Here is a 22,362-nt window from a genome sequence, read left to right as displayed (position 1 = left end):
CAGTGTTGAACGCGTATTAATATATAGGCACGATATAGTGGGGCTGAAGTGGTTTCGGACTTCAGGGTTGCAAAACTCATTGTTGCTTAGGTTTAGGGATTGAAAAGACTATCGTTCGGACTGGGCTCTATTATGTTGCTGGCAGTATTTGCGGCATATGCGGGTAATAATCAAGCGGCCGCCACGACTCAGCCGGGTGAGGCAGGAGCGGGTGCAGCGGCTAATAATAACGCTTCGCACCGGGAGGCTACGCGTGAGGCGATTCGTCGCTCTGTGGTGGGAGATAGTAGTCCTCTGAAAGTGGTAAAGAAGCGTTATGAGTCAGTCGATCATGAAGAAATCGACCAGTATGTGGGTAGCTGGATCAAACTGGAGACCTATTTTGGCCGGAAGGTTGAGGGTACACTTAAGAGTGTGAAAGGCGATATATTGTATGTCGATGAACATCTCGGTCAGGGTAGCGCAAGTTATCCGATTAATAAAAAAAAGCTTTCCCGGCTCAAAGTGTTGCGATAATGCTTCCCCGATAACGGACTCCCCTGTGTGACCAGTCAACTGCCTGACAACGAACCTTCTGCCGACGAACGATCAACTGAAAAGCTATCTGCCGATGCCCGGATGACGGCTGAACACCCTTCCCCCCGCGACTCTGAGTTGATCGAACAATATTTAGATGCGCTCTGGCTGGAGAAAGGGCTGAGTAAAAATACGCTCAGTTCATATCGTCGGGATCTTGCCATCTATGCCTGCTGGCTAAATAGCCGGAAGGCTTTTCTACTCGAATCGGGTCGAACCGATCTGCTGAGTTACCTTAACTGGCGAGTGCGTCAGCGGATGAAAGCCAGCTCAACATCGCGATTGCTTTCCTGTTTGCGGGGCTTCTTTCGTTATCTGGTGCGTGAGGGAATGTTAAGTGAAGACCCGACCCTGCAGGTTGAAAGTCCCAGGCGGGGCAGGTCACTGCCTAAAAGCCTGACTGAAACTGAAGTTGAAGCGTTGTTACAGGCGCCGGATCTGAGCGATGCGCTGGGCTTTCGCGACCGGGCGATGCTGGAGATGCTTTACTCATCAGGGTTGCGGGTAAGTGAGTTGACAGGCTTGCAGCTGTCTCAGATTAATCTTAGGCAAGGGGTTATCCGGGTCGTGGGCAAGGGGGATAAAGAACGTTTGGTGCCTTTAGGGGATGAGGCGGCAGACTGGCTGGTACGTTATCTCAGGGAGGCGCGCCCGGCGCTGATTCATGATGCTGAGAATGAGGTGGTCTTTCCCAGTCGCAGGGGGCAGCAGATGACCCGGCAAACCTTCTGGCACCGGATTAAGCGCCACGGACTGACTGCCGGGGTGGAACAGTTGCCGTCGCCTCATGTGCTGCGCCATGCCTTCGCGACACATTTGTTGAATCATGGAGCAGACCTGCGGGTTGTGCAGCTGTTGCTGGGGCACAGTGATCTGTCGACGACACAGATCTATACGCATATTGCCCGTCATCGGTTACAATCCCTGCATAAGCAACATCACCCCCGGGGGTGAATTTTAAAGCCGTTTTCAGGTTGTTTTCAGTTTTTATGGTTAGGCTGGAAACTAAGCTGCCTTTTTAGCGTCTTACAGGCAGATGCTTTTTCAGTAAACTCTTTTTGATTCAGACTTTTAAGACAGGCTTTATTTAAGCAGAGCGTTGATAGGGGGATTCAGATGGAGATCTCCCGGATAATTGAGGACATTATGCGAAAGATATTTTTCACGATAGTTGCAATGGCTTTGCTGAGTTTTAATGTTTCAGCCGATGAGAGTAAGGGGGCGGCTATCCGTTCAGCCCTGAGTGCGCTGAACAGTCAGGTGCCGATTGTTGCGGTGGCTGATGCACAGTTTCCCGGACTTTATGAAGTAACTCTCGCCAGTGGTGAAAAACTCTATGTCAATGAGGCCGGCAGTCACTTTGTTGTCGGTGAGATATATAAGGTTCAGTCGGATGGTCGTTTGGTTAATCTGACCGAAGAGGGGAAAAAAGAGGACCGGATAGCGCAGTTGGCGGCTATTGAACCACAGGATATGATCGTCTTTCCGGCAATCGGTGAAACCAAGGCGCATTTGACGGTATTCACCGATACCGATTGTTTCTATTGTCGTAAACTGCATAAAGAGATCGCCCAGATTAATGAGCGGGGTATTGAAGTCCGCTATCTGGCTTTCCCCCGTGCCGGAGCGGGCTCTAAAACGCATCGGGTAATGGATTCTATCTGGTGTGCTGATAAGGCGGATCAGCAAGCTTTGTTTACCAAGGCTAAATCGGGTCAGGCTATCCCCTCCCTGAGTTGTGACAATAGTCCCGTAATGAGTCAGTACGCGCTGGGGCAGAAGATGGGGGTTACCGGAACTCCCGCGTTGGTACTGCAGAATGGTACTCTGGTACCTGGCTATATGCCTGCCGCGCAGCTGGCGAAGATGCTGGGTGTGGCGAACTAGCGTTTTCGTGCTTGATTGAGAAAAGGGGGCTTTTGGCTCCCTTTTTTGTATGTGAATTATTCAACCCGGATTTTTTTTGCATCCGGCAGGGCGCTGCATAGAGCTTACGCTTGGTTTTCGCTATAATGCCTGCCTGTTTTTTAACCGCAGAAATGTCTGCCACTCGAATGGCAAAGTAATAGTGCGAGGTAATGGTTTGAAACCTGTAAAAGTTGGTATCTGTGGTCTTGGCACCGTTGGTGGCGGTACATTCAATGTACTGAAACGTAATGCGGAAGAGATCTCTCGTCGTGCGGGTCGTAACATCGTTGTTGAATCGATTGGCGCCCGCCGTGTAAATCCTGATTGCGATACCTGGGGTACCCATATTACAGGGGATATTTTCGAGATTGCTACCAACCCGGAAATCGATATCGTGGTTGAGCTGATCGGCGGCTATGACACCGCGCTGAAGCTGGTGATGACGGCGATCGAAAACGGTAAGCACGTTGTCACTGCCAACAAGGCGTTGATCGCAGTACATGGTAATGAGATCTTTGAAGCCGCCCAGAAAAAGAATGTGATGGTGGCGTTCGAGGCCTCGGTTGCCGGCGGTATTCCGGTTATCAAGGCGATCCGTGAAGGTTTGTCCGGTAACAAGATCAACTGGCTGGCGGGGATTATCAACGGCACCGGTAACTTCATTCTTACTGAGATGCGCGATAAGGGGCGCGATTTTGCCGATGTCCTGGCCGAAGCTCAGGCGCTGGGTTATGCCGAAGCCGATCCGACCTTTGATGTTGAAGGGATCGATGCAGCGCATAAGCTGACTATTCTGGCGTCCATCGCTTTTGGTATTCCGCTGCAGTTCGATAAGGCCTATACCGAAGGTATCAGTAATATTACCGCGGATGACGTTCAGTACGCCGAAGAGCTGGGGTATCGCATTAAGCACCTGGGTATCAGTCGCCGCACTGATGCGGGGATTGAGCTGCGCGTGCATCCGACGATGATTCCGGAAAAGGCGCTGTTGGCTAATGTTCATGGCGTAATGAATGCTGTGCTGGTGGATGGCGATGCAGTTGGCCAGACTATGTATTACGGTGCCGGTGCCGGGGCTGAACCTACCGCGTCTGCGGTGGTGGCTGATATTGTGGATGTGGTTCGTACGCTGACCGCTGACCGGGATAACCGTGTGCCGCATCTGGCTTTCCAGCCAGGTAGCTTGTCTGAAATGCCTATTTTGCCGGTCGATGCCATTATCAGTGGATATTATCTGCGTCTGACTGTGAATGAAAAACCCGGTGTTTTGGCGAAGGTTGCTACGATTCTGAGTGAATCAGAGATCAGTATCGATGCGATTGTGCAGAAAGAGACGCATCAGCAGCAGGTGCCGATCATCATTCTGACCCAGAATGTTGAAGAGAAACGGATGAATGCGGCAATTGCTCAGATTGAAGCACTGGCTGACGTGAATGAGCCGGTGACCCGTATCCGCGTTGAGCATCTGTAAGGCAACGGTAATAGCAGGAATTTAGACAGTGAAATATATCTCTACCCGGGGCAACGCCCCTGCACTGAATTTTGAAGATGTACTGCTGGCCGGTCTGGCCAGTGATGGCGGACTCTATGTACCGGAAGTCCTGCCGACTTTCACTCAGGATGAGATCGCTTCCTGGGCCGGTCTGCCCTACAACGAGCTGGCATATAAGATTATCAAACCGTTTGTTGATGACTGTGTCGAGGATGCCGATCTGAAACAGATGATCGATGATACCTACGCCGGCTTCAACCATATAGCGGTTGCTCCGCTGAAAGAGCTGGGCACCAATGAATGGGTGCTGGAGCTGTTCCACGGACCTACCCTGGCATTTAAAGATTTTGCGCTACAGTTGCTGGGTCGTCTGATGGATTATGCCCTGAGCAAACGTCAGGAGCGCCTGGTAATCATGGGGGCGACCTCCGGTGATACCGGTTCCGCCGCGATTGAAGGCTGCCGTCACAGCGATCATCTGGATATCTTTATTCTGCATCCCTATAACCGGGTATCCGAAGTGCAGCGCAAGCAGATGACCACCATTATCGAAGATAATGTGTTCAATATTGCACTGGAAGGTAATTTTGATGATTGCCAGGAGATGGTCAAAGACAGCTTTGCCAATCAGGACTTCCTCGGTGGCCGCAAGCTGGGTGCGGTAAATTCGATCAACTGGGCACGTATTATGTCCCAGATCGTTTACTACTTCTCCGCCTCGCTGGCGGTGGGTGGGCCACACCGCGAAGTGGCGTTCTCCGTTCCAACCGGTAACTTTGGTGATATTTTTGCCGGTTATCTGGCCAAGCAGATGGGGCTGCCGATCAGTCAACTGGTGGTCGCCACGAACAAGAACGATATCCTCCACCGGGTGATCTCCGGTAACGATATGAGCAAGGGTGAGCTGGTACATACCCTGTCTCCATCAATGGATATCATGGTTTCATCTAACTTTGAACGCCTGCTGTTCGATGTTTATGGGCGCGATGGCGCAGCGATCAGTGATCTGATGGCTAAGTTCAAAACGCAGCCAGTACAATTAGATAAGTCGCGCTGGGAAGCGGTGCGTGAACTGTTCGACAGCTATGCCTGTGATGACGACACGACCTGTGAAGTGATAGCTAAAGTCGCCGCTGAGACCGGCTACTTGCTGGATCCGCATACCGCTATCGGTGTGGCGGCAGGGCGTGAGTGTAATCGTGATGCCAGCGTGCCGATGATTGTTCTGTCGACCGCGCATCCGGTTAAATTCCCGGAAGCCGTGTTGAAAGCGGGTCTCGAATCACCGCAACTGCCTGCCCATATGGCGGACCTGTTTGAGCGCGAAGAGCAGTTCACTGTGTTGCCAAATGAGCTGGCTAAAGTACAGCAGTTTGTTGCAGATAACGTGCATAGTGATTAAATAGTTGCTGCTTTGATACCAGCCCGTTAGAGTCTCAGGCTTTAGCGGGCTTTTTATTGGGGGATAACAAGCATGGACCTGTTTTTTCTGTTGTCGAAAGGTTTCTGGGTGCTGGCCAATCCCGGTAATTTTCTGATTTTGATTCTGGTTATATCGCTTCTGAGAGGTTGGCGAAAGATCTCTTCGCTGGTCGCTTGCTGTTTGCTGTTTATCACTTTTTACCCTGCCGGTGATCTGTTGCTGCAACCATTAGAAAAACGTTTCGCCCCGCCAGTAGTGCTGCCTGAAGATATCGCCGGCATTATAGTGCTCGGTGGCGCAGAAGAGGCTGAGTTGAGCGCAATCTGGAAACAGCCCCAGTTTAATATGGCGGCAGAGCGGGATATGGCTATTCTGCCACTGCTTCAGCAATACCCGGATGTTCCGGTCATTCTTACGGGTGGTTCTGGCTCGGTGCGGAAACCGGAGTTTCGGGGTGCGGATGTGATCCATAGCTGGTTGCAGTCGCAACAGCTGGATGAGCGGGTGATTTTTGAACGGGACTCCCGTAATACCTTTGAAAATTCGATCTATAGTCAGGGTGTCTTGCCTCAGGGGGCTGATTTTGATGATCCCCGTGGCTGGTTGCTGGTGACCTCTGCTTTCCATATGCCACGTTCGGTGGGCATTTTCCGGACACAGGGCTGGAACGTTATTCCCTATCCGGTGGATTATTACTCCCGGCCTGCAGGCTTTGATAGCTGGCGGGCCGATCTTGGACGAAACCTCTATGAGCTTTCAATCGGTGTTCGTGAGTGGATCGGTCTGGGGGTCTATTATATGACGGATAAAACCGATGCTCTGTTTCCATCAGCTAACCTGGATATCAGCCTGAATGAGTGAACTCATCATTCGTCGCCGCGAGGCCGACCCGAATAGTAAAGTTTTCAGTCAGGTGCATCCGCTGCTGGCACGCATTTATGCCAGTCGCGGTCTGGATGATGCTGATGCTCTGGGCCGGAGCCTGCAGCAGCTGCAGACCGGCCGGGATATGCTGGGGCTGGATCAGGCGGTCAGCCGTTTGATTCTGGCCCTGCAGCAGGATCAGCATATTCTGATTATCGGTGATTTTGATTGTGACGGGGCTACAAGTACTGCGGTGGCTGTACTGGGGCTGGGCATGATGGGTGCCAGCCGTGTTAGTTACCTGGTACCCAACCGGTTTGAGTTTGGCTATGGATTAAGCCCGGAAATTGTCACGGTGGCGGCTCAGCAGCAGCCGGATCTGATCATTACGGTGGATAACGGCATCTCCAGTGTGACCGGGGTTGCCGCAGCAAATGAGCTGGGCATCGATGTATTGATTACCGATCACCACCTTCCGGGAGATCAACTGCCCGCTGCCTGCGCCATCGTCAATCCGAATCAGCCGGGTTGTCGCTTCAGTGAGAAATCTACCTGTGGTGTAGGCGTAATTTTCTATGTGATGACCGCGCTTCGCCGTGCTTTAGATGAGCAAAGCTGGTTTGAGCAGCGTGATCTGGCCAAGCCAAACCTGGCGTCCCTGCTGGACCTGGTGGCGCTGGGCACTGTGGCCGATGTGGTGCCGCTTGAACAGAACAATCGCACCCTGGTCTATCAGGGACTGCAACGGATCAGGTCTGGCAAGGCCCGGCCGGGTATCATGGCGCTGATCGACATTAGCGGGCGACAGCGAAGCCGTCTGAGCGCTACCGATCTCGGATTTGCCCTGGCCCCCCGCCTGAATGCCGCTGGCCGTCTGGATGATATGTCGATCGGTATCGAGTGTCTGCTGACCAATAATCCTGAGAGTGCGCAGAAGCTGGCCCTGCAGCTGGATACCCTGAATCAGGAACGCCGCGGCATAGAGCAGGAGATGCAGCAGCAGGCGGTGGCGCTGCTGGACGAGCTGGAGCTGGACGCCGAGGGCGAGCTGCCCTTTGGTCTGTGTCTCTATGATGCGGACTGGCATCAGGGGGTTATTGGTATCCTGGCATCCAGAATAAAAGAGAAACTCAACCGCCCGATAGTGGCTTTTGCTGTAGGGGATGAAGGTGAGTTGAAGGGCTCTGCACGCTCGGTACCCGGATTTCATATTCGTGATGGACTGGATGCGGTGGCGGCGAAACATCCGGAGCTGTTGAAGAAGTTCGGTGGCCATGCGATGGCTGCGGGCATGACTATCACTGCGTCAGATCTGCCCCTGTTTCAGCAGGCGTTTGATGCTGAAGTTCGACGTCAGCTAAGCGCTGAACAGTTGCAGCATGCGGTGTTGACCGATGGCACTTTATCCGGCGCTGAGTTGTCGATGGAGATTGCCGAACTACTGCGCGAATCAGGCCCCTGGGGGCATCAGTTTCCGGAGCCGCTGTTTGATGGTGAGTTCTCCCTGCTACAGCAGCGCATTGTTGGTCAACGGCACCTGAAACTGGTGCTGATGGAGCCTGACAGTGGTATCGCCATTGATGCAATCCACTTTAATGCCGATACTGATATCTGGCCCAATGATGCTATTCAGCGGGTGCGTGCTGTGTATCGGCTGGATGTAAATGAATTTCGCGGGCAACGCAGCCTGCAACTGATGATAGATCACCTGCTGCCACTCTGAACCGGCAGCGGTTTTTTAGTAAGTGCTATTTTAAGAGAGTTAAACGATGAATGATTTTACCCTGGACGAACTGAACACTCTGGTTGCTGTATTTGAAAAAGCGGGCATTAGCGATGATGCAAGTGCTGAAGCGCTGATGTTCAGTCGTATCAAAGCCGCACAGGCAGAGCGTGCTGAACTGGAAAGTATGGATTTTGATGATTGTCTGGGCGGTGCTTGCAAGCTGTAAGTCGCCCCTCTCATCATCTACTGCGCAACCTATGGACTGCGTTGAACGGTGCTCGTAACGCTTATTAGAGGTGCTTTTTCTTGAATTATTTTGTCGGTGCCCATGTCAGCGCCAGCGGCGGGGTGGAAAATGCCCCGTTGAACGCGGCTAAACTGGGCGCTAATGCGTTTGCCCTGTTCACTAAAAATCAGCGTCGCTGGGATGCAAAACCGCTGACCAAAGGCAATATCACTAAGTTCCGCGACGGTTGTGAGCGGTTAGGGTTTGCCCCTGAGCAGATCCTCCCCCACGACAGCTATCTGATTAATTTGGGGCATCCGGAAACGGAGCCGTTAGAAAAGTCCCGCGCAGCTTTTATTGACGAACTGCAGCGCTGCGAACAGCTGGGTCTGTGTTACCTGAACTTCCACCCCGGCAGTCATCTGCGCAAGGTGGATGAGGAAACCTGCCTTAACACCATCGCCGAATCAATCAATCTTGCGCTGGATAAAACCCGGGGTGTGACCGCCGTCATCGAGAATACCGCCGGTCAGGGCAGCAATCTGGGTTGCCGCTTTGAGCATCTGGCGCATATTATCGATCGGGTCGAAGATAAAAGCCGGGTGGCTGTCTGTCTGGATACTTGTCACACTTTTGCATCAGGTTACGACCTGCGCGACCGGGCTGATTGTGAGCAGACCTTCGCTGAGTTTGAGCGGATTGTCGGTTTTGACTATCTCAAGGGGATGCACCTGAACGACTCTAAAGCGGCGTTTGCCAGTCGCAAAGACCGCCATCACAGTCTGGGGATGGGAGAGATCGGTCTGGAGGTGTTTCGCTTTATCATGTCCGATGACCGTTTTCGCGGAATCCCGCTGGTGCTGGAAACCATCGATGAGACGATCTGGGCGGAAGAGATCCAGATGTTGCGAGGGTTTACTGATCCGATTGAGTAAATAGTCTGTACGGCATACTACTTGCTGTATAAAATAACACGCTATACAGTTATCTGACGGGGGCCAGGACGCTCCTCTCCGTTAAAAGGATTTAACGATGTTTCTTAACGCAAACGAAGAACGCTTTTTCTTTCAGCTACAGGGCGCAGACGATTCAGAACAGTTCAGTCTGGTGCGGCTTAACGGTGCGGAGGAGGTCTCGGCGCTGTTTGAGTTTGCTATCGAAGTGGTCTCCGATGATGGTGATATCGATTTTGCTACCCTGATCGGTCAGCCCGCGTTTGTCACCCTGCTGGATCTGACCGACAGAGGTGATGACTTCTCCAGCCAGGATAATGTCCGTTATATCCACGGTATCGTATCGGAAGTGACTCTCGGAGATCAGGGGGTTAATCAGAGCTCTTACCATATCTGCCTGGTGCCTAAAATCTGGGCGTTGCAACACCGGCAGAACAGCCGGATCTTCCAGTTTCAGAATGTACAGACCATCATCCAGACCCTCCTCACCGATGCCGGGCTGAGCACTGATGAGTTTCGGTTTGATCTGCTCAAAAGTTATCCGGATTACGACTACTGTGTGCAATACCGGGAAACAGAACTGGATTTTATCCAGCGGCTGCTGGCCGAAGAGGGGATTCACTACTACTTCGAACACAGCGATGAAGGGCATGTACTGATCTTCAGCGATACCTCCGGCTCCAACCCCGCCATCAGTGGTGATCCGCTACTTGACTGTTTTTACGACAGTCAGGGCGCCGTACGTGAACAACATATCTTCAGCTTCAGTTACAGCGAATCGATAGTCCCCGGTAAAGTGACCCTGCGGGATTTTGATTTTAAAAAGCCCAATCTTAAACTGGAATCTGCGAAATCCGGCGAGCTTGACGTGCCGCTGGAGATCTATGACCACCCGGGCCGTTTTATCGATTCAGGCCGGGGCAGTAATAACGCCCTGATACGGTTGGAATCCCTCAACCGTTACCGTCAAATGGCTAAGGGCAGCAGCGATGTTAACCGGATGACTCCGGGTTACAGTTTCGAGCTCACCGGGCACGATCGGGATGCACTCAACAGTGAGTATCTGATTGCGCGGGTTGAGCATGAATGTTCTCAGCCGCAGGTGCTGGAAGTGGGGGCCTCGACCGAGGGCAGTCAGTATAGCAACAATTATCTCTGCGTTCCCTTCGAGGTGCCGTTCCGTCCCGCCACCGAGGTCAAATCCCCCCGTGTGGAAGGCACCCAGACTGCGACGGTCACTGGTCCTGAAGGGGAAGAGATCTACACCGACGAGCATGGCCGCATCAAAGTACAGTTTCACTGGGACCGCGAAGGACTGGGCAATGAAACCAGTTCCTGCTGGATCCGGGTGAGTCAGTCGCATGCCGGCGGCAGTTTCGGCAGCATGTTTATCCCCCGCATTGGCGAAGAGGTGATCGTGGATTTCCTCGAAGGCGATCCGGATAGCCCGCTGGTGATCGGACGGGTGTATCACGGCCTCAACCGCCCCCCCTATATACTGCCGGAACATAAAACCCGTAGCACCATCAAAACCAACACCACCAAAGGCGGAGTGGGCTTTAACGAGATCCGTTTTGAGGATAAAAAAGGTGAAGAGCAGGTCTTTTATCATGCAGAAAAGGATGTCGATCAGCGAACCAAACACGACCATCGCAGTTGGCTGGGCAATGACCGTCACAAGATCGTCGAAGGTAATATTTACAGCGAATACCGCAGCGATGAGCATCATCTGACTCAGGGCGATCAGTTTCAGCAGGTGAATAAAAACCAGCACCTGACCATCGGTGAATCGCAGTTCACCGCGATTGCCGAACAACTGATGCAGTATGCCGGCAGTGAGATGCACTACAAGGCAGGCAACCAGATCATCATCGATGTCGGCACCGAGTTAACCCTGAAAGCCGGTAGTGGTCTGATTAAACTCGATCCCAGCGGCGTCACCATCGTTGGGGCTAATTTGAAGCTTAATGAAGGCGGAAGCGGTGCTGGTGCCGGTAAAGCCAGGCCTGTCCAGCCTAAGCGGCCTCTGGATGCGGATAACAGCACCTCAGGCTTTGTCACCGATCCGAAACAGGCTGAAACCATTCAGACCCCGTTGCCGCTCGACTTCCTTGAGAAAAAAGATGAAGTGCGTTTTAAAATCGCCCCGGTGCCGGGGGCGAAGGGGTATGCCAACGAACCTTACAAGCTTTATCGGGATGGCAGTCTGATTGCCGAAGGGCTGACCGATGCAAAGGGCTATATCAAGGCACCACATGTAGAAGGCACCGGGCAGTACAGCGTTGAGCTGATCAGTGGCCACCGTTTTGATATCGATGTGATTGAGAAATATAGCGAGGGTAGTCAGGGGAAGCTGGAGCGCATTGCCAATCAGGGATACCGGACTGAAAAAGGTGATCATGAAGATGACAGTGCAGCTCGAATAGCCCACTGGCAGGCAGATAAAGGGCAGTCAGTGACAGGTAAGCTGGAGGACAAGGAATGACCGAACAGATAACCGAGTGCAAACAGGTAACCGATGAAAAAAGCCTGAAAGCGACCACTGTGCCCAAATGGCTGCTCTGCCCAGAGACTGACTCTAATGTCATCTATCCTCATCGTGAAAACATAGAGATTACGCCATTAATTAATGGTAAAGAGGCCTTTGGTGCTCTGGAGGAGGCATTAACAAACGCCACCGACAGCATTGATATCATCTGCTGGGGATTTGATCCGTCATTGAGATTGTCAGGGCCGAAAGGGGAGTTGCGCTACGGCGAACTTCTGGAGAAGAAAGCGGCTGATGGTGTGCAGGTCAGGGTGATGATCTGGTATAGCACGATTGCCGATATATCGCCTTCGTTTAAAGATGAGAGCCTTCCGGATTATGATCGACAGACTGGTGGTGATTTCAGGAAAAAGCGATTTGAGGAGAACGGCGCGAACGCGCAAACGAATGATGCAGAATTGAAAGCACTTCGGAATGCCCAGCATGAGTACCAGCAAGCGGTTGGAGACTGGCGAAACCAGAATGTGTCTGAAGTTGAAGAGCCTTTCTGGAAAAGCAGAGAGTATAAGGCTGATCCCCACCAGTGGAAGCTGGATAAGCTTAAGTCCCGTATGGAACAAAAGAAAACTGCGTTTGAGACGCAGTATAATCAAGCGTATACAAAACATAATGGCTCGCCCTTCTTACAACAAGGCGACCGCGTATTCAACGAAGACTGGTATTTACGCGCCCGGCACCACCGTATCACTAACCTCAGTTTTACCACCCGGGATGTCAAAGATGTGGCCTCTGTTGCGAATATGATAAAGGACTCTGAGATGCCCTTTGCTTCTGAAACTCAGAAGTTTGCTGGGCTGACATTTCCCACCCATCATCAGAAAATGGTTCTCATTGATTATCTCAAACCGAAAACTTCGGTCGGCTTCGTGATGGGTCATAACATGCAGAAGAACTATTATGACGACGATCAGCATGTGTTTAACAGTTCGGTGCGTTATCCAGGTTTCCGTCCCTGGCAGGATATTTCAACCCGTGTACGTGGCACTGTGCTACTCGACCTGAATGATAATTTCAGTCATGCATGGGATAAGGAGATCCCTTATGATGCCTGGCGAAACCGAAACTCCCGCATCAATGAAAGTCGGGAATCGGTCACTCCTGAACAATTCCGCGAGGCAGTGACGTTTGATAGAGGGTTTCGTTGCCCGATAGCCCAGATATGCAGGACCGAAGAGGACTTTCAGGATCGATCGATCCGTAAGGCTTATGAGCGTGCTTTGAGTAATACCACAGATTTTGTGTACAGTGAAAATCAGTACTTCCGCTATACACCCTTTGCCGAACGTCTAAAAAAGCAGGCGTTGCAACGCAAGGAAAAAGGCGCAAACGACCTCTACTGGTTTGTGATAACCAATAAACCGAATAGTGGCGGTGAGGGCACGAATACTTATTCTATGCTGCAAGCGCTGGGGCAGGAGGAACGATTGCCGCAATTAGTCAAAGATGAGCGTCAGCACCTCATAGAGTTAGAATCGCGGTGTTCGCGTTACAAGCAGTTGTTGGCTAAAGAGGGCAGTCTGAGCCCTTATTATAATTTTCTTCTTCAGGGGCAGATTGCACAAACCAGGGAAGAATTACCGCAGCTTGAGTCAGATATTGCAGCGCTTCGAGAGCATCACCCCGAAGCTGTAGCCGAATTGGAAAAAAAGAATCAACAGGCGATTAAAAACGAGCTGGATGTGGATGATCCGAAAGAAGCCTTTGAACTGCAGAACAGCCAGGGTCTGAAAGTGCATATCGCCACACTGACCAGTTGTACCGGTAGTACCGCCGAGGCCAATCTCTACACCCAGATCTATGTCCACAGCAAGCTGCTGGTCGTGGATGACCACTACTTCCTGCTGGGATCAGCCAATATTAACAAGCGCAGTATGGAGATCGATACTGAACTGGCAATTGCCACGCCAACCCCCGCGCTGGCAAGCCACTGTAGAAACCGTTTATGGCAGATGCATACCAGAAAAGTTAAGAAGGACTCGAAAAGTAACTATAGGTACTGGGATGAGCTGATGACAGGTAATTGGCGGGCTATGCATTTAGGGAAAGCTTTAATTGGTACTCTAACGCATTTCTATGATCCAGATTGTGAGGTTGCGCCAGCTAATGATTAATTTTAAGAAAGTATCCTTATTGATAGCGGTATTGTTTCTAAGTGCCTGTAACAGTGAATCGCAAGGGAATAGTTCGATGACAGACAAGAGTACCGCCAATATAGAACCCTTTGTTTGCGCTTTTGAGAAAGACCACCTGCCTGAAGTCGATCCGGAGTTGGAAAAACAGTATCAGGAGGTCCGGGCGTATGAGAAAAAACAGATACCCAATAAAGATGAAGTGAATATCACCAATCGGTATCAGCTGTTAGCGGATCAGGGCCATTGGAAAGCGGCCAGCCAGCTAGCGACTCGCTATCTATACGGTAAAGGGACAGAGCAAAGCTACTTTAAAGCAGTGGAATGGTTTCAGTGGATGGCGGACCGGGATATCCCGCTGGGGTATTACAATCTGGCGGTTATGGCGGAGAAAGGGCTGGCGCTGAAAGAAGATAAAGAGGGGGCCTGGAAATATTATCACCGAGCCGCCCAGTTCGGTAATCCCCAAGCGCAATATCGATTAGGTGAGATATATATATATATAAAAAGGGAAGATGATATCGGGGTCGCTTATCACCGATGTGCTGAACAGCAGGAGTATAGAAATTCCGCAGATGCGTTGGGCTCATTTTACCAAATTGCTGAAGAAAACTACCCTAAAGCCCTCTATTACTACCAGGCGGCGGCGGCGTTAGGTCGTATAAATAGTATGTTAACGCTTGAGGGAGTCTTTCGTGATGGTGATTTTGGCTATGAAATCAACGAAACCCTGGCAGATAAGTATGACAAGCTTTATGACCGGTTGGATAAAAATCCAGACCTTAAATTTCCGAACTTAAGTGAAATGCTGCCTCTACCCCACCACCCAACGCTGGGCCGTTATAACCCCGAAACCGATCAGAACGAGATGACTGAATAATATAGACAGGCTCTGAAAATTAAACGACAAAGATGTCGGCGTTATGAAAAAAGTTCGTTACTTTCTATGTTATTACCCTTTTGCTGCTGGTTGCGTCGAGCTTTACTATTTTAGCTTTCCTTGCCGTAATCGCTGCTGCAGTTTCTGGTTCCGGGCATTGCCGCTGGTGTGTCCGGGGCCGGTAATACTGGGACGCAGAAGACTTCCAGCTGTTCGCTATCGGAGTCTTTTGGTGTTCTTTAGCGATGATTGTGGTTGCGGTTGTACTCCATCTTAAGAATCATGCTCGCAAGACAACGCTTAGTGAGTATGAGCAGTCAAGCATTGATAATGCGGATAGCCAGTATCCCTTAGCGTTGAAGGCTCTTGAAGGGTTAACTATCTGCAGCGTTAAAGATTTTTCTCAGAATTTAATGCTGTCTTTATCCGCTCCACATCCAGCCCATTAATCAGCTCCACCAGATTGGGAAAGATCGCTGCGTGGTAGCCATAACCGCCGTTGATCATCTCATCCAGCGCCTGCTGTTTGCTCCAGTCCTGTTCGACAATCCGGTATGTCGCTACTACGGTGCCGGTACGGTCGGAACCGTGCCAGCAGTGCACGAGTAGCGGTCCCTTACTGTTTTTGATAATCCTCAGTGCTTCAATCAACTGATCTTCTGTGACCTTGCCGGTGCGCAGTTTCAGCTGGTGGAGCGTTAGCTGTGTTTTGCGGGCTTCATCATCGTCGCTATGAAACTCCCTCAGATTAAGTACCTCGGTAATACCGAATGCCGTCAACTGGCCGAATGCTTCATCGCCGGGTTGTTCGGAACGGTAGAGATGATTGTCGATGCGGTAAAAGTTGTTCAGCTCTGAACCGATGACCGGGGATGCCCAGACCTCGGGACGAAGCCGGGTGTCTGCATAGCTTATCGAGCTGAGGGCGAGCAGCAGAATGGCGTAAAACCGGGGAGTAGTTCTGAAACCTGTCATAGTGAAATCCTTTTCCTGTGAGAGCTGACTGTAGCTTAACCCGAGTAGTTATAAAACCCTCTCTGCTGTCATCTCTTTGTCACCCGGGCTTAATAAGCTGTGAGAAATAACAACAATCGCCCACAGGCTCAAGATGACCGCTCCGCAGACTATACCTGATCGTAATACACAGCTTTATGAACTGATCGAGACTGAGCAGCTGTATCCACATTTTCAGCCGATAGTCGATCTGCGTCGGGGTGAGTTGCTCGGGTATGAAGCGTTGATTCGCGGTCCTGAGAACAGTGAACTGTATACCCCCCAGCTTCTTTTTAGCACCGCGATGGAGTGCGGCCTGACGCTTCGGCTGGAGCTGCTTTGTCGCAGGCTTTCTCTGGAGGCTTTTGCCCGGTTGTCGCTGGACGGAAAACTGTTTCTGAATGTCAGTGCATCGCTTCTGGGGACGCCTGAATACCGTCAAGGATTGACGGCGGAATGGCTGAAGTCACTCGATATTCCGTTAGATTCAATCGTTATCGAGATATCGGAGCAGCATCCGTTTGATAATTATGGGCTGACGCTTGAGGCGATAAATCATTACAAGCGGATGGGGTTTAAAGTTGCCGTTGATGATCTGGGAACCGGTTATTCAGGGCTCAAACTCTGGTCAGAGCTGCAACCGGACTACGTTAAAATTGATCGGCACTTTATCCACAATGTCGATCGTGACCCGGTGAAACGTCAGTTTGTAAAGTCGATCTGCAATATTGCGAACGGTGTTGGCTCCAAAGTGATTGTTGAGGGGGTGGAAACCCGTTCCGAGCTGGTTACCCTGAAAGAGCTGGGTGCGACTATTGGTCAGGGATATTATCTGGGGCGGCCAACTCAGAACCCGAAAATGCTGACGAACAGTGATGAGTGGTTGCCGCGTAAGCGGCGGGCGGGCAGTGAAAAGGATATGGCCGAGACCGCTGCTGTGCTGGTTCATCCGGCTCCGGCACTGAGTTTCGATGATCAGATGGGATATACCGCTAAACTGTTCCGGGAAAACCCGCTGTACGATATTCTGGCGGTGCTTGAAGATGGCCGGCCGATCGGAACTGTACACCGCTCTGATCTGCTCGAGCTGTTTTCAACTCAGTATGGCCGGGCGCTGTATGAAAATCGCCCGGTTACCCGGATTCTGGATACCAGGGCGATCATTATCGAGTCGGATACCAGCCTGGAACAGGTTTCACGACTGATCACTGAGCAGGATGCGGTTTATCTGCATCAGGGACTGGTTATTACTAAAGATGGCCACTATCAGGGCGTCGGTAATGTTCGTGATCTGTTGAAAAAGATCACTGAACTGAAGATTCGCAATGCCCGTTATGCCAACCCTCTGACTTTGTTACCCGGTAATGTGCCGATCAATCGGGAGATCGATGGGCTGCTTAAACAGACCGAGAATTTTCGGGTGGCGTACTTTGATATCAACTATTTCAAACCGTTCAATGACAGTTACGGCTATGTCAAAGGAGACCGGTTGATACAGTTGTTGGGTGAGTTGCTAACCAATAATGCCAATGGTGATAACTTTACCGGGCATATCGGTGGCGATGACTTTGTCGTGGTCTTCCGTACGGCTGACTGGAAAGAGCGCTGCGAACGAATTCTGCTTCAGTTTGACCTGGTGATCCGGGAGTTTTATAGCCCGAAAGATCTTGAACAGGGTGGTATCTGGGCGGCCAGTCGTACAGGGGAGTCGGTGTTCTATCCTGTGCTCAGTCTGTCCTGCGGTGTCGTGCATCCGGATCCGTACCGCTGTATCAGTTATCATGAGGTGGCGGAGCTTGCCGCCCAGGCTAAGAAAGAGGCGAAAAAGCGGGATGGCAGTTATCTGTTTGTTTCCCGGCGCCGAAAGCAACGCATCAACTGATACGGTTATCTCCCTGAGGCGGGTGACCTCTCATTGGGAGTAACGCCAGTCCCGGGCCTCCTTTTCAAATAGGCTGCGCTCATATTCTTCAGCTATATCAGGCTAACATTGACACCCGACGTTCACTCCAGACCTACATTCCAGACAGGCCCTTCAGACATGCTATATTGACGTCCTGAATACAGATCTGAATCTGTTACTAAAAAATAGAGACTGAGTCCGGAGTTCGGTATGGCCCACTGGCAACCACGATTTACCGCGGCGGATGCTGCGATTATTAAGCAGCAGCGTACCTGCGATGGTTTTTTCAAAATTAGTCGGTTAACGATCCGTCACTCATTGTTTGAAGGCGGCGAAGTAGAGATCGTTCGTGAGCAGTTTCAGCGAGGTGATGCGGTCTGTGTTTTACTGTTTGATCCGGATAACGAGCGCATTGTGCTGGTCGAGCAGTTTCGTGTGGGCGCCCTGAGTAAGGCCGATAGCCCCTGGTTGCTGGAGCTGGTGGCCGGGATAGTCGAAGAGGGAGAAACCCCTGAAGATGTGGCGCTGAGAGAGGCGGTTGAGGAAGCGGGCGCCGCTATTTATGATATTGTGCCGATTACCCGTTATCTGCCCAGCGCCGGTGGCAGTGATGAATATGTCGATCTGCTGTGTGCCCGGGTTGATAGCTCGGGTGTGGGTGGCGTGCACGGGCTGCAGGATGAGGGCGAGGATATTCTGGTTCATGTGCTACCCTTTGCTGAGGTGTGTGAGTTGGTGGCAAACGGTACTATTGATAATGCTGCGACCATAATTGCGGTACAATGGTTACAGTTAAATCGAGAGCAACTGCTGCACCGCTGGGGTTGTGTGTGAAGCAGCCTCTGATTAAGTGTTCTGAGTGTTGGAGAAGATGAAAAAACGTTATATCCCTGACCTGATAAAGCAGATGGCCGATTGTGAGGCCAACTATCTGCGTCTGATGCGGCTGATGCCGGATATTGAGCAGCGCGACGAGCGCGAGTTCGAGGTCCACTGGCATCAACAGCAGAGCATCGTGCGCCTGCGGGTTGAGGAACGTTTTACCTATACTACTACGATACTGGTATCGCAAAGCTTCGATAACAGCTGGCTGGAAGCGCCCAGCCTGGTTGTGCGGATGTATCATGATGCACGGGCCGCCGAGGTGATCTGCCTGAAAAGCCGGCGTCATTTCCGGGGGGTGTACAACTACCCGAATGCGCTGATGCACCAGAAAGATGAGAAAGCGCAGCTGAATCAGTACCTGGGGGAATGGCTCAGTCACTGCCTGACCCACGGTCAGGCCGCAGAACCGGTGTATAGCTTTTCATGACCCCACTGGTTATTGCTCAGGTTACCGACTGTCATCTGCAAAATGATCCAGACCGGGATTACCAGGGTTTTGATGTTGAGCGGCATCTGGATCGGGTGATCGATGATCTTCTTTTACAGACTCCGGCAGCGGATATGGTTATCTGTAGCGGTGATCTGGTACATCATGGCGGCCCCGAAGGGTATCAGCGGCTGAGTCAGCGATTGGCGCATCTGCCGGTACCGAGCTACTGGATTCCCGGTAATCATGATGATGCGCAACTTATGCTGCAGGCTGGCCATCAGCATGGGAGTCAGCTGAATCAACGTACGGTGGTGGCAAAAGGGTGGGCGATCATACTGCTGGACAGTACTTCCGATCCTGATGGTCAGGGTGGTGGCAGTCTGTCCCGGAGTCAACTGACCTTTCTCGAGCAGCAACTGCAACAGTATTCTACTCATCATTGTCTCGTGGTGTTGCATCATAATCCTCTGCCGGTCGACAGTGACTGGCAGGACCGGATTATGCTGGCCAATGCCGATCAGTTCTGGGCAGCTCTGGCGCCGCATCAGAATGTCAGAGCGGTGATCAATGGTCATGTCCATCAGCCCTGGGAGCTTGTCCGTGGAGATGTTCGGGTGATTATGACGCCGGCCACCTCGGTACAGTTTAAGGCCGGTTGTCAGCAGCTGATTCTGGAAGATGATCCGGTCCTCAGTCTGCCGGCCTATCGGTGGCTGACGTTACACGGGGACGGGCAGATTGAGACCTCGGTCAAAAGAGTCGCGGGTTAAGGTTGCATCGCCCGGCGCTCTCCGGTACTTTACCGAAAACATGTATATATATACAGATAATGATAGTCGCAGACAGAAAGGTTATTGATGGCACAGCCACTGTTTCTCTATATTCACGGTTTTAACAGTTCACCGGACTCCTTTAAGGCACGGTTTTTTGTTGACTGGATGACCGCTGAGGGAAAGGCTGACCAGGTGATTGTGCCGGCGCTGCCCCACTGGCCTGCCAGGGCGATCGGCATGCTTGAGCAGTTGATAGAAACCCACAGTGATCGCGCGATTATCCTGATTGGCAGCTCCTTAGGCGGCTATTACAGCACCTGGCTGTGTGAAAAATATGCCTTGCGGACGGTGCTGATCAATCCTGCGGTGCGTCCGTTTGAGCTGCTGGAAACCATGCTGGGTGAACAGGGTAATTTCTACAGCGATGAACGATATGAGCTGACCCATGAGCATCTGCAGCAACTGTTGCAGATAAACTGTCATATTCTGAAAGACCCTTCTCGTTACCTGTTGCTGACCCAGACCGGCGATGAAACGCTGGACTACCGGGAAGCGGTAGAAAAATTCAGGGATTCGCCGATGCTGGTGCAGCAGGGTGGTTCCCACGGTTTTGACCAATTTGAATCTGTTATCCCGGCGATACTGGCATTTGCCGAAGGCCGGGTTGAGTTGCCCGCTGTCACTGATCTGACAGCTGGGCGGATAAGGACTGAAACTTCCGATGAGTAACACCTATAACTCTGATGCAATTGAGGTACTGAGCGGGCTGGACCCGGTACGGCGCCGTCCCGGTATGTATACCGAGACCGACCGGCCAAACCACCTGGCTCAGGAAGTGATCGATAACAGTGTCGATGAGGCGCTGGCAGGTCATGCTACGCAGCTGGATGTGACCCTGCATAAGGATGGCGCTATCAGCGTCAGGGATAACGGCCGGGGGATGCCGGTGGATATCCACCCGGAAGAGGGGGTCAGCGGTGTCGAGCTGATTCTGACCCGGTTGCATGCCGGCGGTAAGTTTTCCAACGAGAACTACAACTACTCCGGTGGTCTGCATGGCGTCGGGGTTTCGGTGGTAAACGCTCTCTCGAAGTTGCTTGAGGTGACCATCCGTCGGGGTGGTAATGTCTATCGGATGACCTATGCGGATGGCGAGAAGGTTTCCGATCTGGAGATCGTTGACAGCTGCGGTCAGCGCAATAGCGGCACCGAAGTACGCTTTTTGGCCGACCCTCAGTACTTTGATACGCCAAAATACCATCTGACTAAGCTGCGCCATATGCTGCGGGCCAAGGCGGTGCTTTGTTCCGGTTTACGGGTCACTTTCACCGATGCGACCGGGGCGACCAAAGAGAAGGATGAATGGTACTACCAGGATGGTCTGGTGGATTATCTCAAAGGCACGACTCAGGTTTATGAAACCCTGCCCGAAGAACCCTTTACCGTTTCCTTTCAGGGGGAGATCGACGCTATGGATGTGGCGTTGCAATGGCTGCCGGAAGGCGGCGAACTGACCTGTGAAAGCTACGTCAACCTGATACCCACCGCGCAGGGCGGCACCCATGTCAACGGTCTGCGTACCGGTCTGCTGGAGGCGATGCGGGAGTTCTGTGAGTTCCGCAATTTGCTCCCCCGGGGGGTTAAGATCTCCGCAGAAGATATCTGGGAGCGTTGCTGCTATGTACTCTCTGCGAAGATGCAGGACCCACAGTTCTCGGGTCAGACCAAAGAGCGACTGTCATCCCGTCATATCGCCGGATTTATTTCCGGGGCCACCAAAGATGCCTTCAGCCTCTGGCTGAACCGCCATGTAGAAGATGGTGAAAAGCTGGCTGAGCTGGTGATCAGTAATGCTCAGAAGCGACTGCGATCAAATAAAAAGGTGATCCGTAAGAAGGTGACCTCCGGGCCTGCCTTGCCGGGTAAGCTGGCCGATTGTACCGGTAATGATGCGATGCAGGGCGAGCTGTTTCTGGTCGAGGGTGACTCGGCGGGTGGTTCTGCCAAGCAGGCCCGTGACCGTGAATATCAGGCGGTAATGCCGCTTCGCGGTAAGATTCTGAACACCTGGGAGGTGGACCACAACGAAGTGCTCGCCTCTCAGGAGGTGCATCATATCTCGATTGCGATCGGCGTAGAGCCGGGGTCGGATAACTTTGACGGTCTGCGTTACGGCAAGATCTGTATCCTCGCGGATGCGGACTCCGACGGTCTTCACATTGCCACGCTGCTGTGCGCGCTGTTTGTGCGCCATTTCAAACCACTGGTGACGGCCGGGCATGTCTATGTCGCGATGCCGCCTCTGTATCGGATCGATGTGGCGAAAGATGTTTTTTACGCTCTGGATGATAGTGAGAAAGACAGCATTGTTGAGCGGATCCGGTCAGAGCGGAAGAATGCCAAAATTGGTGTTCAACGCTTCAAGGGTCTGGGTGAGATGAACCCGCTGCAGCTGCGCGAAACCACCATGTCACGGGATACCCGCCGGCTGGTTCAACTGACGATCGAGCCGGGTGATGGCACCAATGATGTGATGGATATGTTGTTGGCGAAGAAGCGTTCTCCTGATCGCAAAGTGTGGCTGGAAAGCAAGGGTAATCTGGCAGACGTTTAAGCCACTTTTGGCCAAGTGGAAGATCGCGCGAACAATGAG

General features: G+C 51.9%; 19 protein-coding genes. 18 read left to right on the top strand and 1 reads right to left on the bottom strand.

What is annotated here, in order from left to right:
- Window positions 1-99: 99 nt before the first annotated feature.
- From KDX31_17075 to KDX31_17020, 12 genes are all read left to right on the top strand, one after another.
- Window positions 100-516: a hypothetical protein gene (locus KDX31_17075; GenBank protein ID UTW03020.1), complete on the top strand. Its 417-nt coding sequence runs from the start codon at window positions 100-102 to the stop codon at window positions 514-516.
- A gap of 102 nt (window positions 517-618) precedes the next feature.
- Complete coding sequence (xerD, locus tag KDX31_17070) at window positions 619-1,530, top strand: site-specific tyrosine recombinase XerD (GenBank protein UTW05436.1); 912 nt, start codon at window positions 619-621, stop codon at window positions 1,528-1,530.
- Between the two features lie 192 nt (window positions 1,531-1,722).
- Window positions 1,723-2,463 carry a thioredoxin fold domain-containing protein gene (locus KDX31_17065; protein ID UTW03019.1) on the top strand — a complete coding sequence of 247 codons (741 nt, stop codon included), beginning with the start codon at window positions 1,723-1,725 and terminating at the stop codon, window positions 2,461-2,463.
- A 196-nt stretch (window positions 2,464-2,659) separates the two neighbouring features.
- On the top strand, window positions 2,660-3,955 hold the full coding sequence (locus tag KDX31_17060; protein ID UTW03018.1) for a homoserine dehydrogenase: 1,296 nt from the start codon (window positions 2,660-2,662) through the stop codon (window positions 3,953-3,955).
- Window positions 3,956-3,983: 28 nt separating this feature from the next.
- On the top strand, window positions 3,984-5,378 hold the full coding sequence (locus tag KDX31_17055; GenBank protein ID UTW03017.1) for a threonine synthase: 1,395 nt from the start codon (window positions 3,984-3,986) through the stop codon (window positions 5,376-5,378).
- Between the two features lie 72 nt (window positions 5,379-5,450).
- Window positions 5,451-6,260, top strand: coding sequence for a YdcF family protein (locus KDX31_17050; protein UTW03016.1), 810 nt, complete (start codon window positions 5,451-5,453; stop codon window positions 6,258-6,260).
- Complete coding sequence (recJ, locus tag KDX31_17045) at window positions 6,253-7,986, top strand: single-stranded-DNA-specific exonuclease RecJ (protein ID UTW03015.1); 1,734 nt, start codon at window positions 6,253-6,255, stop codon at window positions 7,984-7,986. The genes KDX31_17050 and recJ overlap by 8 nt, the downstream gene beginning before the upstream one ends.
- A gap of 46 nt (window positions 7,987-8,032) precedes the next feature.
- Window positions 8,033-8,215 carry a hypothetical protein gene (locus tag KDX31_17040; GenBank protein UTW03014.1) on the top strand — a complete coding sequence of 61 codons (183 nt, stop codon included), beginning with the start codon at window positions 8,033-8,035 and terminating at the stop codon, window positions 8,213-8,215.
- A gap of 80 nt (window positions 8,216-8,295) precedes the next feature.
- Window positions 8,296-9,150 carry a deoxyribonuclease IV gene (nfo, locus tag KDX31_17035; GenBank protein ID UTW03013.1) on the top strand — a complete coding sequence of 285 codons (855 nt, stop codon included), beginning with the start codon at window positions 8,296-8,298 and terminating at the stop codon, window positions 9,148-9,150.
- Between the two features lie 97 nt (window positions 9,151-9,247).
- Window positions 9,248-11,653: a type VI secretion system tip protein VgrG gene (locus KDX31_17030; GenBank protein ID UTW03012.1), complete on the top strand. Its 2,406-nt coding sequence runs from the start codon at window positions 9,248-9,250 to the stop codon at window positions 11,651-11,653.
- Window positions 11,650-13,827 carry a hypothetical protein gene (locus KDX31_17025; GenBank protein UTW03011.1) on the top strand — a complete coding sequence of 726 codons (2,178 nt, stop codon included), beginning with the start codon at window positions 11,650-11,652 and terminating at the stop codon, window positions 13,825-13,827. The genes KDX31_17030 and KDX31_17025 overlap by 4 nt, the downstream gene beginning before the upstream one ends.
- Complete coding sequence (locus tag KDX31_17020) at window positions 13,820-14,725, top strand: sel1 repeat family protein (protein ID UTW03010.1); 906 nt, start codon at window positions 13,820-13,822, stop codon at window positions 14,723-14,725. The genes KDX31_17025 and KDX31_17020 overlap by 8 nt, the downstream gene beginning before the upstream one ends.
- Window positions 14,726-15,115: 390 nt before the next feature.
- Here the strand turns inward: KDX31_17020 and KDX31_17015 are convergent, their stop codons facing one another.
- A complete protein-coding gene (locus KDX31_17015; GenBank protein UTW03009.1) occupies window positions 15,116-15,700 on the bottom strand; it encodes a dual specificity protein phosphatase family protein in 585 nt (194 codons plus the stop codon).
- A 133-nt stretch (window positions 15,701-15,833) separates the two neighbouring features.
- On the opposite strand from KDX31_17015, the gene KDX31_17010 reads away from it, so the two are divergent.
- The 6 genes from KDX31_17010 (at window position 15,834) to parE (ending at window position 22,323) form a co-directional block, all read left to right on the top strand.
- On the top strand, window positions 15,834-17,600 hold the full coding sequence (locus tag KDX31_17010; protein ID UTW03008.1) for an EAL domain-containing protein: 1,767 nt from the start codon (window positions 15,834-15,836) through the stop codon (window positions 17,598-17,600).
- A 231-nt stretch (window positions 17,601-17,831) separates the two neighbouring features.
- Complete coding sequence (locus KDX31_17005) at window positions 17,832-18,455, top strand: NUDIX domain-containing protein (protein UTW03007.1); 624 nt, start codon at window positions 17,832-17,834, stop codon at window positions 18,453-18,455.
- Window positions 18,456-18,492: 37 nt separating this feature from the next.
- The gene (locus tag KDX31_17000; GenBank protein UTW03006.1) at window positions 18,493-18,933 is read left to right on the top strand and encodes a DUF1249 domain-containing protein; all 441 of its coding nucleotides are present in this window, start codon (window positions 18,493-18,495) and stop codon (window positions 18,931-18,933) included.
- On the top strand, window positions 18,930-19,706 hold the full coding sequence (locus tag KDX31_16995; protein ID UTW03005.1) for a metallophosphoesterase: 777 nt from the start codon (window positions 18,930-18,932) through the stop codon (window positions 19,704-19,706). Before KDX31_17000 ends, KDX31_16995 begins: the two co-directional genes overlap by 4 nt.
- Window positions 19,707-19,793: 87 nt before the next feature.
- The gene (locus tag KDX31_16990) at window positions 19,794-20,438 is read left to right on the top strand and encodes an esterase (protein ID UTW03004.1); all 645 of its coding nucleotides are present in this window, start codon (window positions 19,794-19,796) and stop codon (window positions 20,436-20,438) included.
- Entirely contained in the window at window positions 20,431-22,323 is a 1,893-nt protein-coding gene (parE, locus tag KDX31_16985; protein UTW03003.1) for a DNA topoisomerase IV subunit B, read from the top strand. The genes KDX31_16990 and parE overlap by 8 nt, the downstream gene beginning before the upstream one ends.
- Window positions 22,324-22,362: the final 39 nt, after the last annotated feature.

Origin of the sequence: Amphritea atlantica (assembly GCA_024397875.1) — a bacterium.
Taxonomy (GTDB): Bacteria; Pseudomonadota; Gammaproteobacteria; order Pseudomonadales; family Balneatricaceae; genus Amphritea; species Amphritea atlantica_B.
The sequence above is the reverse complement of the archived record's forward strand: the minus strand, read 5'-3'. Positions and strand labels throughout refer to the sequence as shown.

Coding starts and splice junctions, on each gene's coding strand:
- xerD (UTW05436.1), top strand. CDS start 619: ATGACGGCTGAACACCCTTCCCCCCGCGACTCTGAGTTGATCGAACAA.
- KDX31_17065 (UTW03019.1), top strand. CDS start 1,723: ATGCGAAAGATATTTTTCACGATAGTTGCAATGGCTTTGCTGAGTTTT.
- KDX31_17050 (UTW03016.1), top strand. CDS start 5,451: ATGGACCTGTTTTTTCTGTTGTCGAAAGGTTTCTGGGTGCTGGCCAAT.
- recJ (UTW03015.1), top strand. CDS start 6,253: ATGAGTGAACTCATCATTCGTCGCCGCGAGGCCGACCCGAATAGTAAA.
- KDX31_17040 (UTW03014.1), top strand. CDS start 8,033: ATGAATGATTTTACCCTGGACGAACTGAACACTCTGGTTGCTGTATTT.
- KDX31_17030 (UTW03012.1), top strand. CDS start 9,248: ATGTTTCTTAACGCAAACGAAGAACGCTTTTTCTTTCAGCTACAGGGC.
- KDX31_17025 (UTW03011.1), top strand. CDS start 11,650: ATGACCGAACAGATAACCGAGTGCAAACAGGTAACCGATGAAAAAAGC.
- KDX31_17020 (UTW03010.1), top strand. CDS start 13,820: ATGATTAATTTTAAGAAAGTATCCTTATTGATAGCGGTATTGTTTCTA.
- KDX31_17015 (UTW03009.1), bottom strand. CDS start 15,700: ATGACAGGTTTCAGAACTACTCCCCGGTTTTACGCCATTCTGCTGCTC.
- KDX31_17010 (UTW03008.1), top strand. CDS start 15,834: ATGACCGCTCCGCAGACTATACCTGATCGTAATACACAGCTTTATGAA.
- KDX31_17005 (UTW03007.1), top strand. CDS start 17,832: ATGGCCCACTGGCAACCACGATTTACCGCGGCGGATGCTGCGATTATT.
- KDX31_17000 (UTW03006.1), top strand. CDS start 18,493: ATGAAAAAACGTTATATCCCTGACCTGATAAAGCAGATGGCCGATTGT.
- KDX31_16995 (UTW03005.1), top strand. CDS start 18,930: ATGACCCCACTGGTTATTGCTCAGGTTACCGACTGTCATCTGCAAAAT.
- KDX31_16990 (UTW03004.1), top strand. CDS start 19,794: ATGGCACAGCCACTGTTTCTCTATATTCACGGTTTTAACAGTTCACCG.
- parE (UTW03003.1), top strand. CDS start 20,431: ATGAGTAACACCTATAACTCTGATGCAATTGAGGTACTGAGCGGGCTG.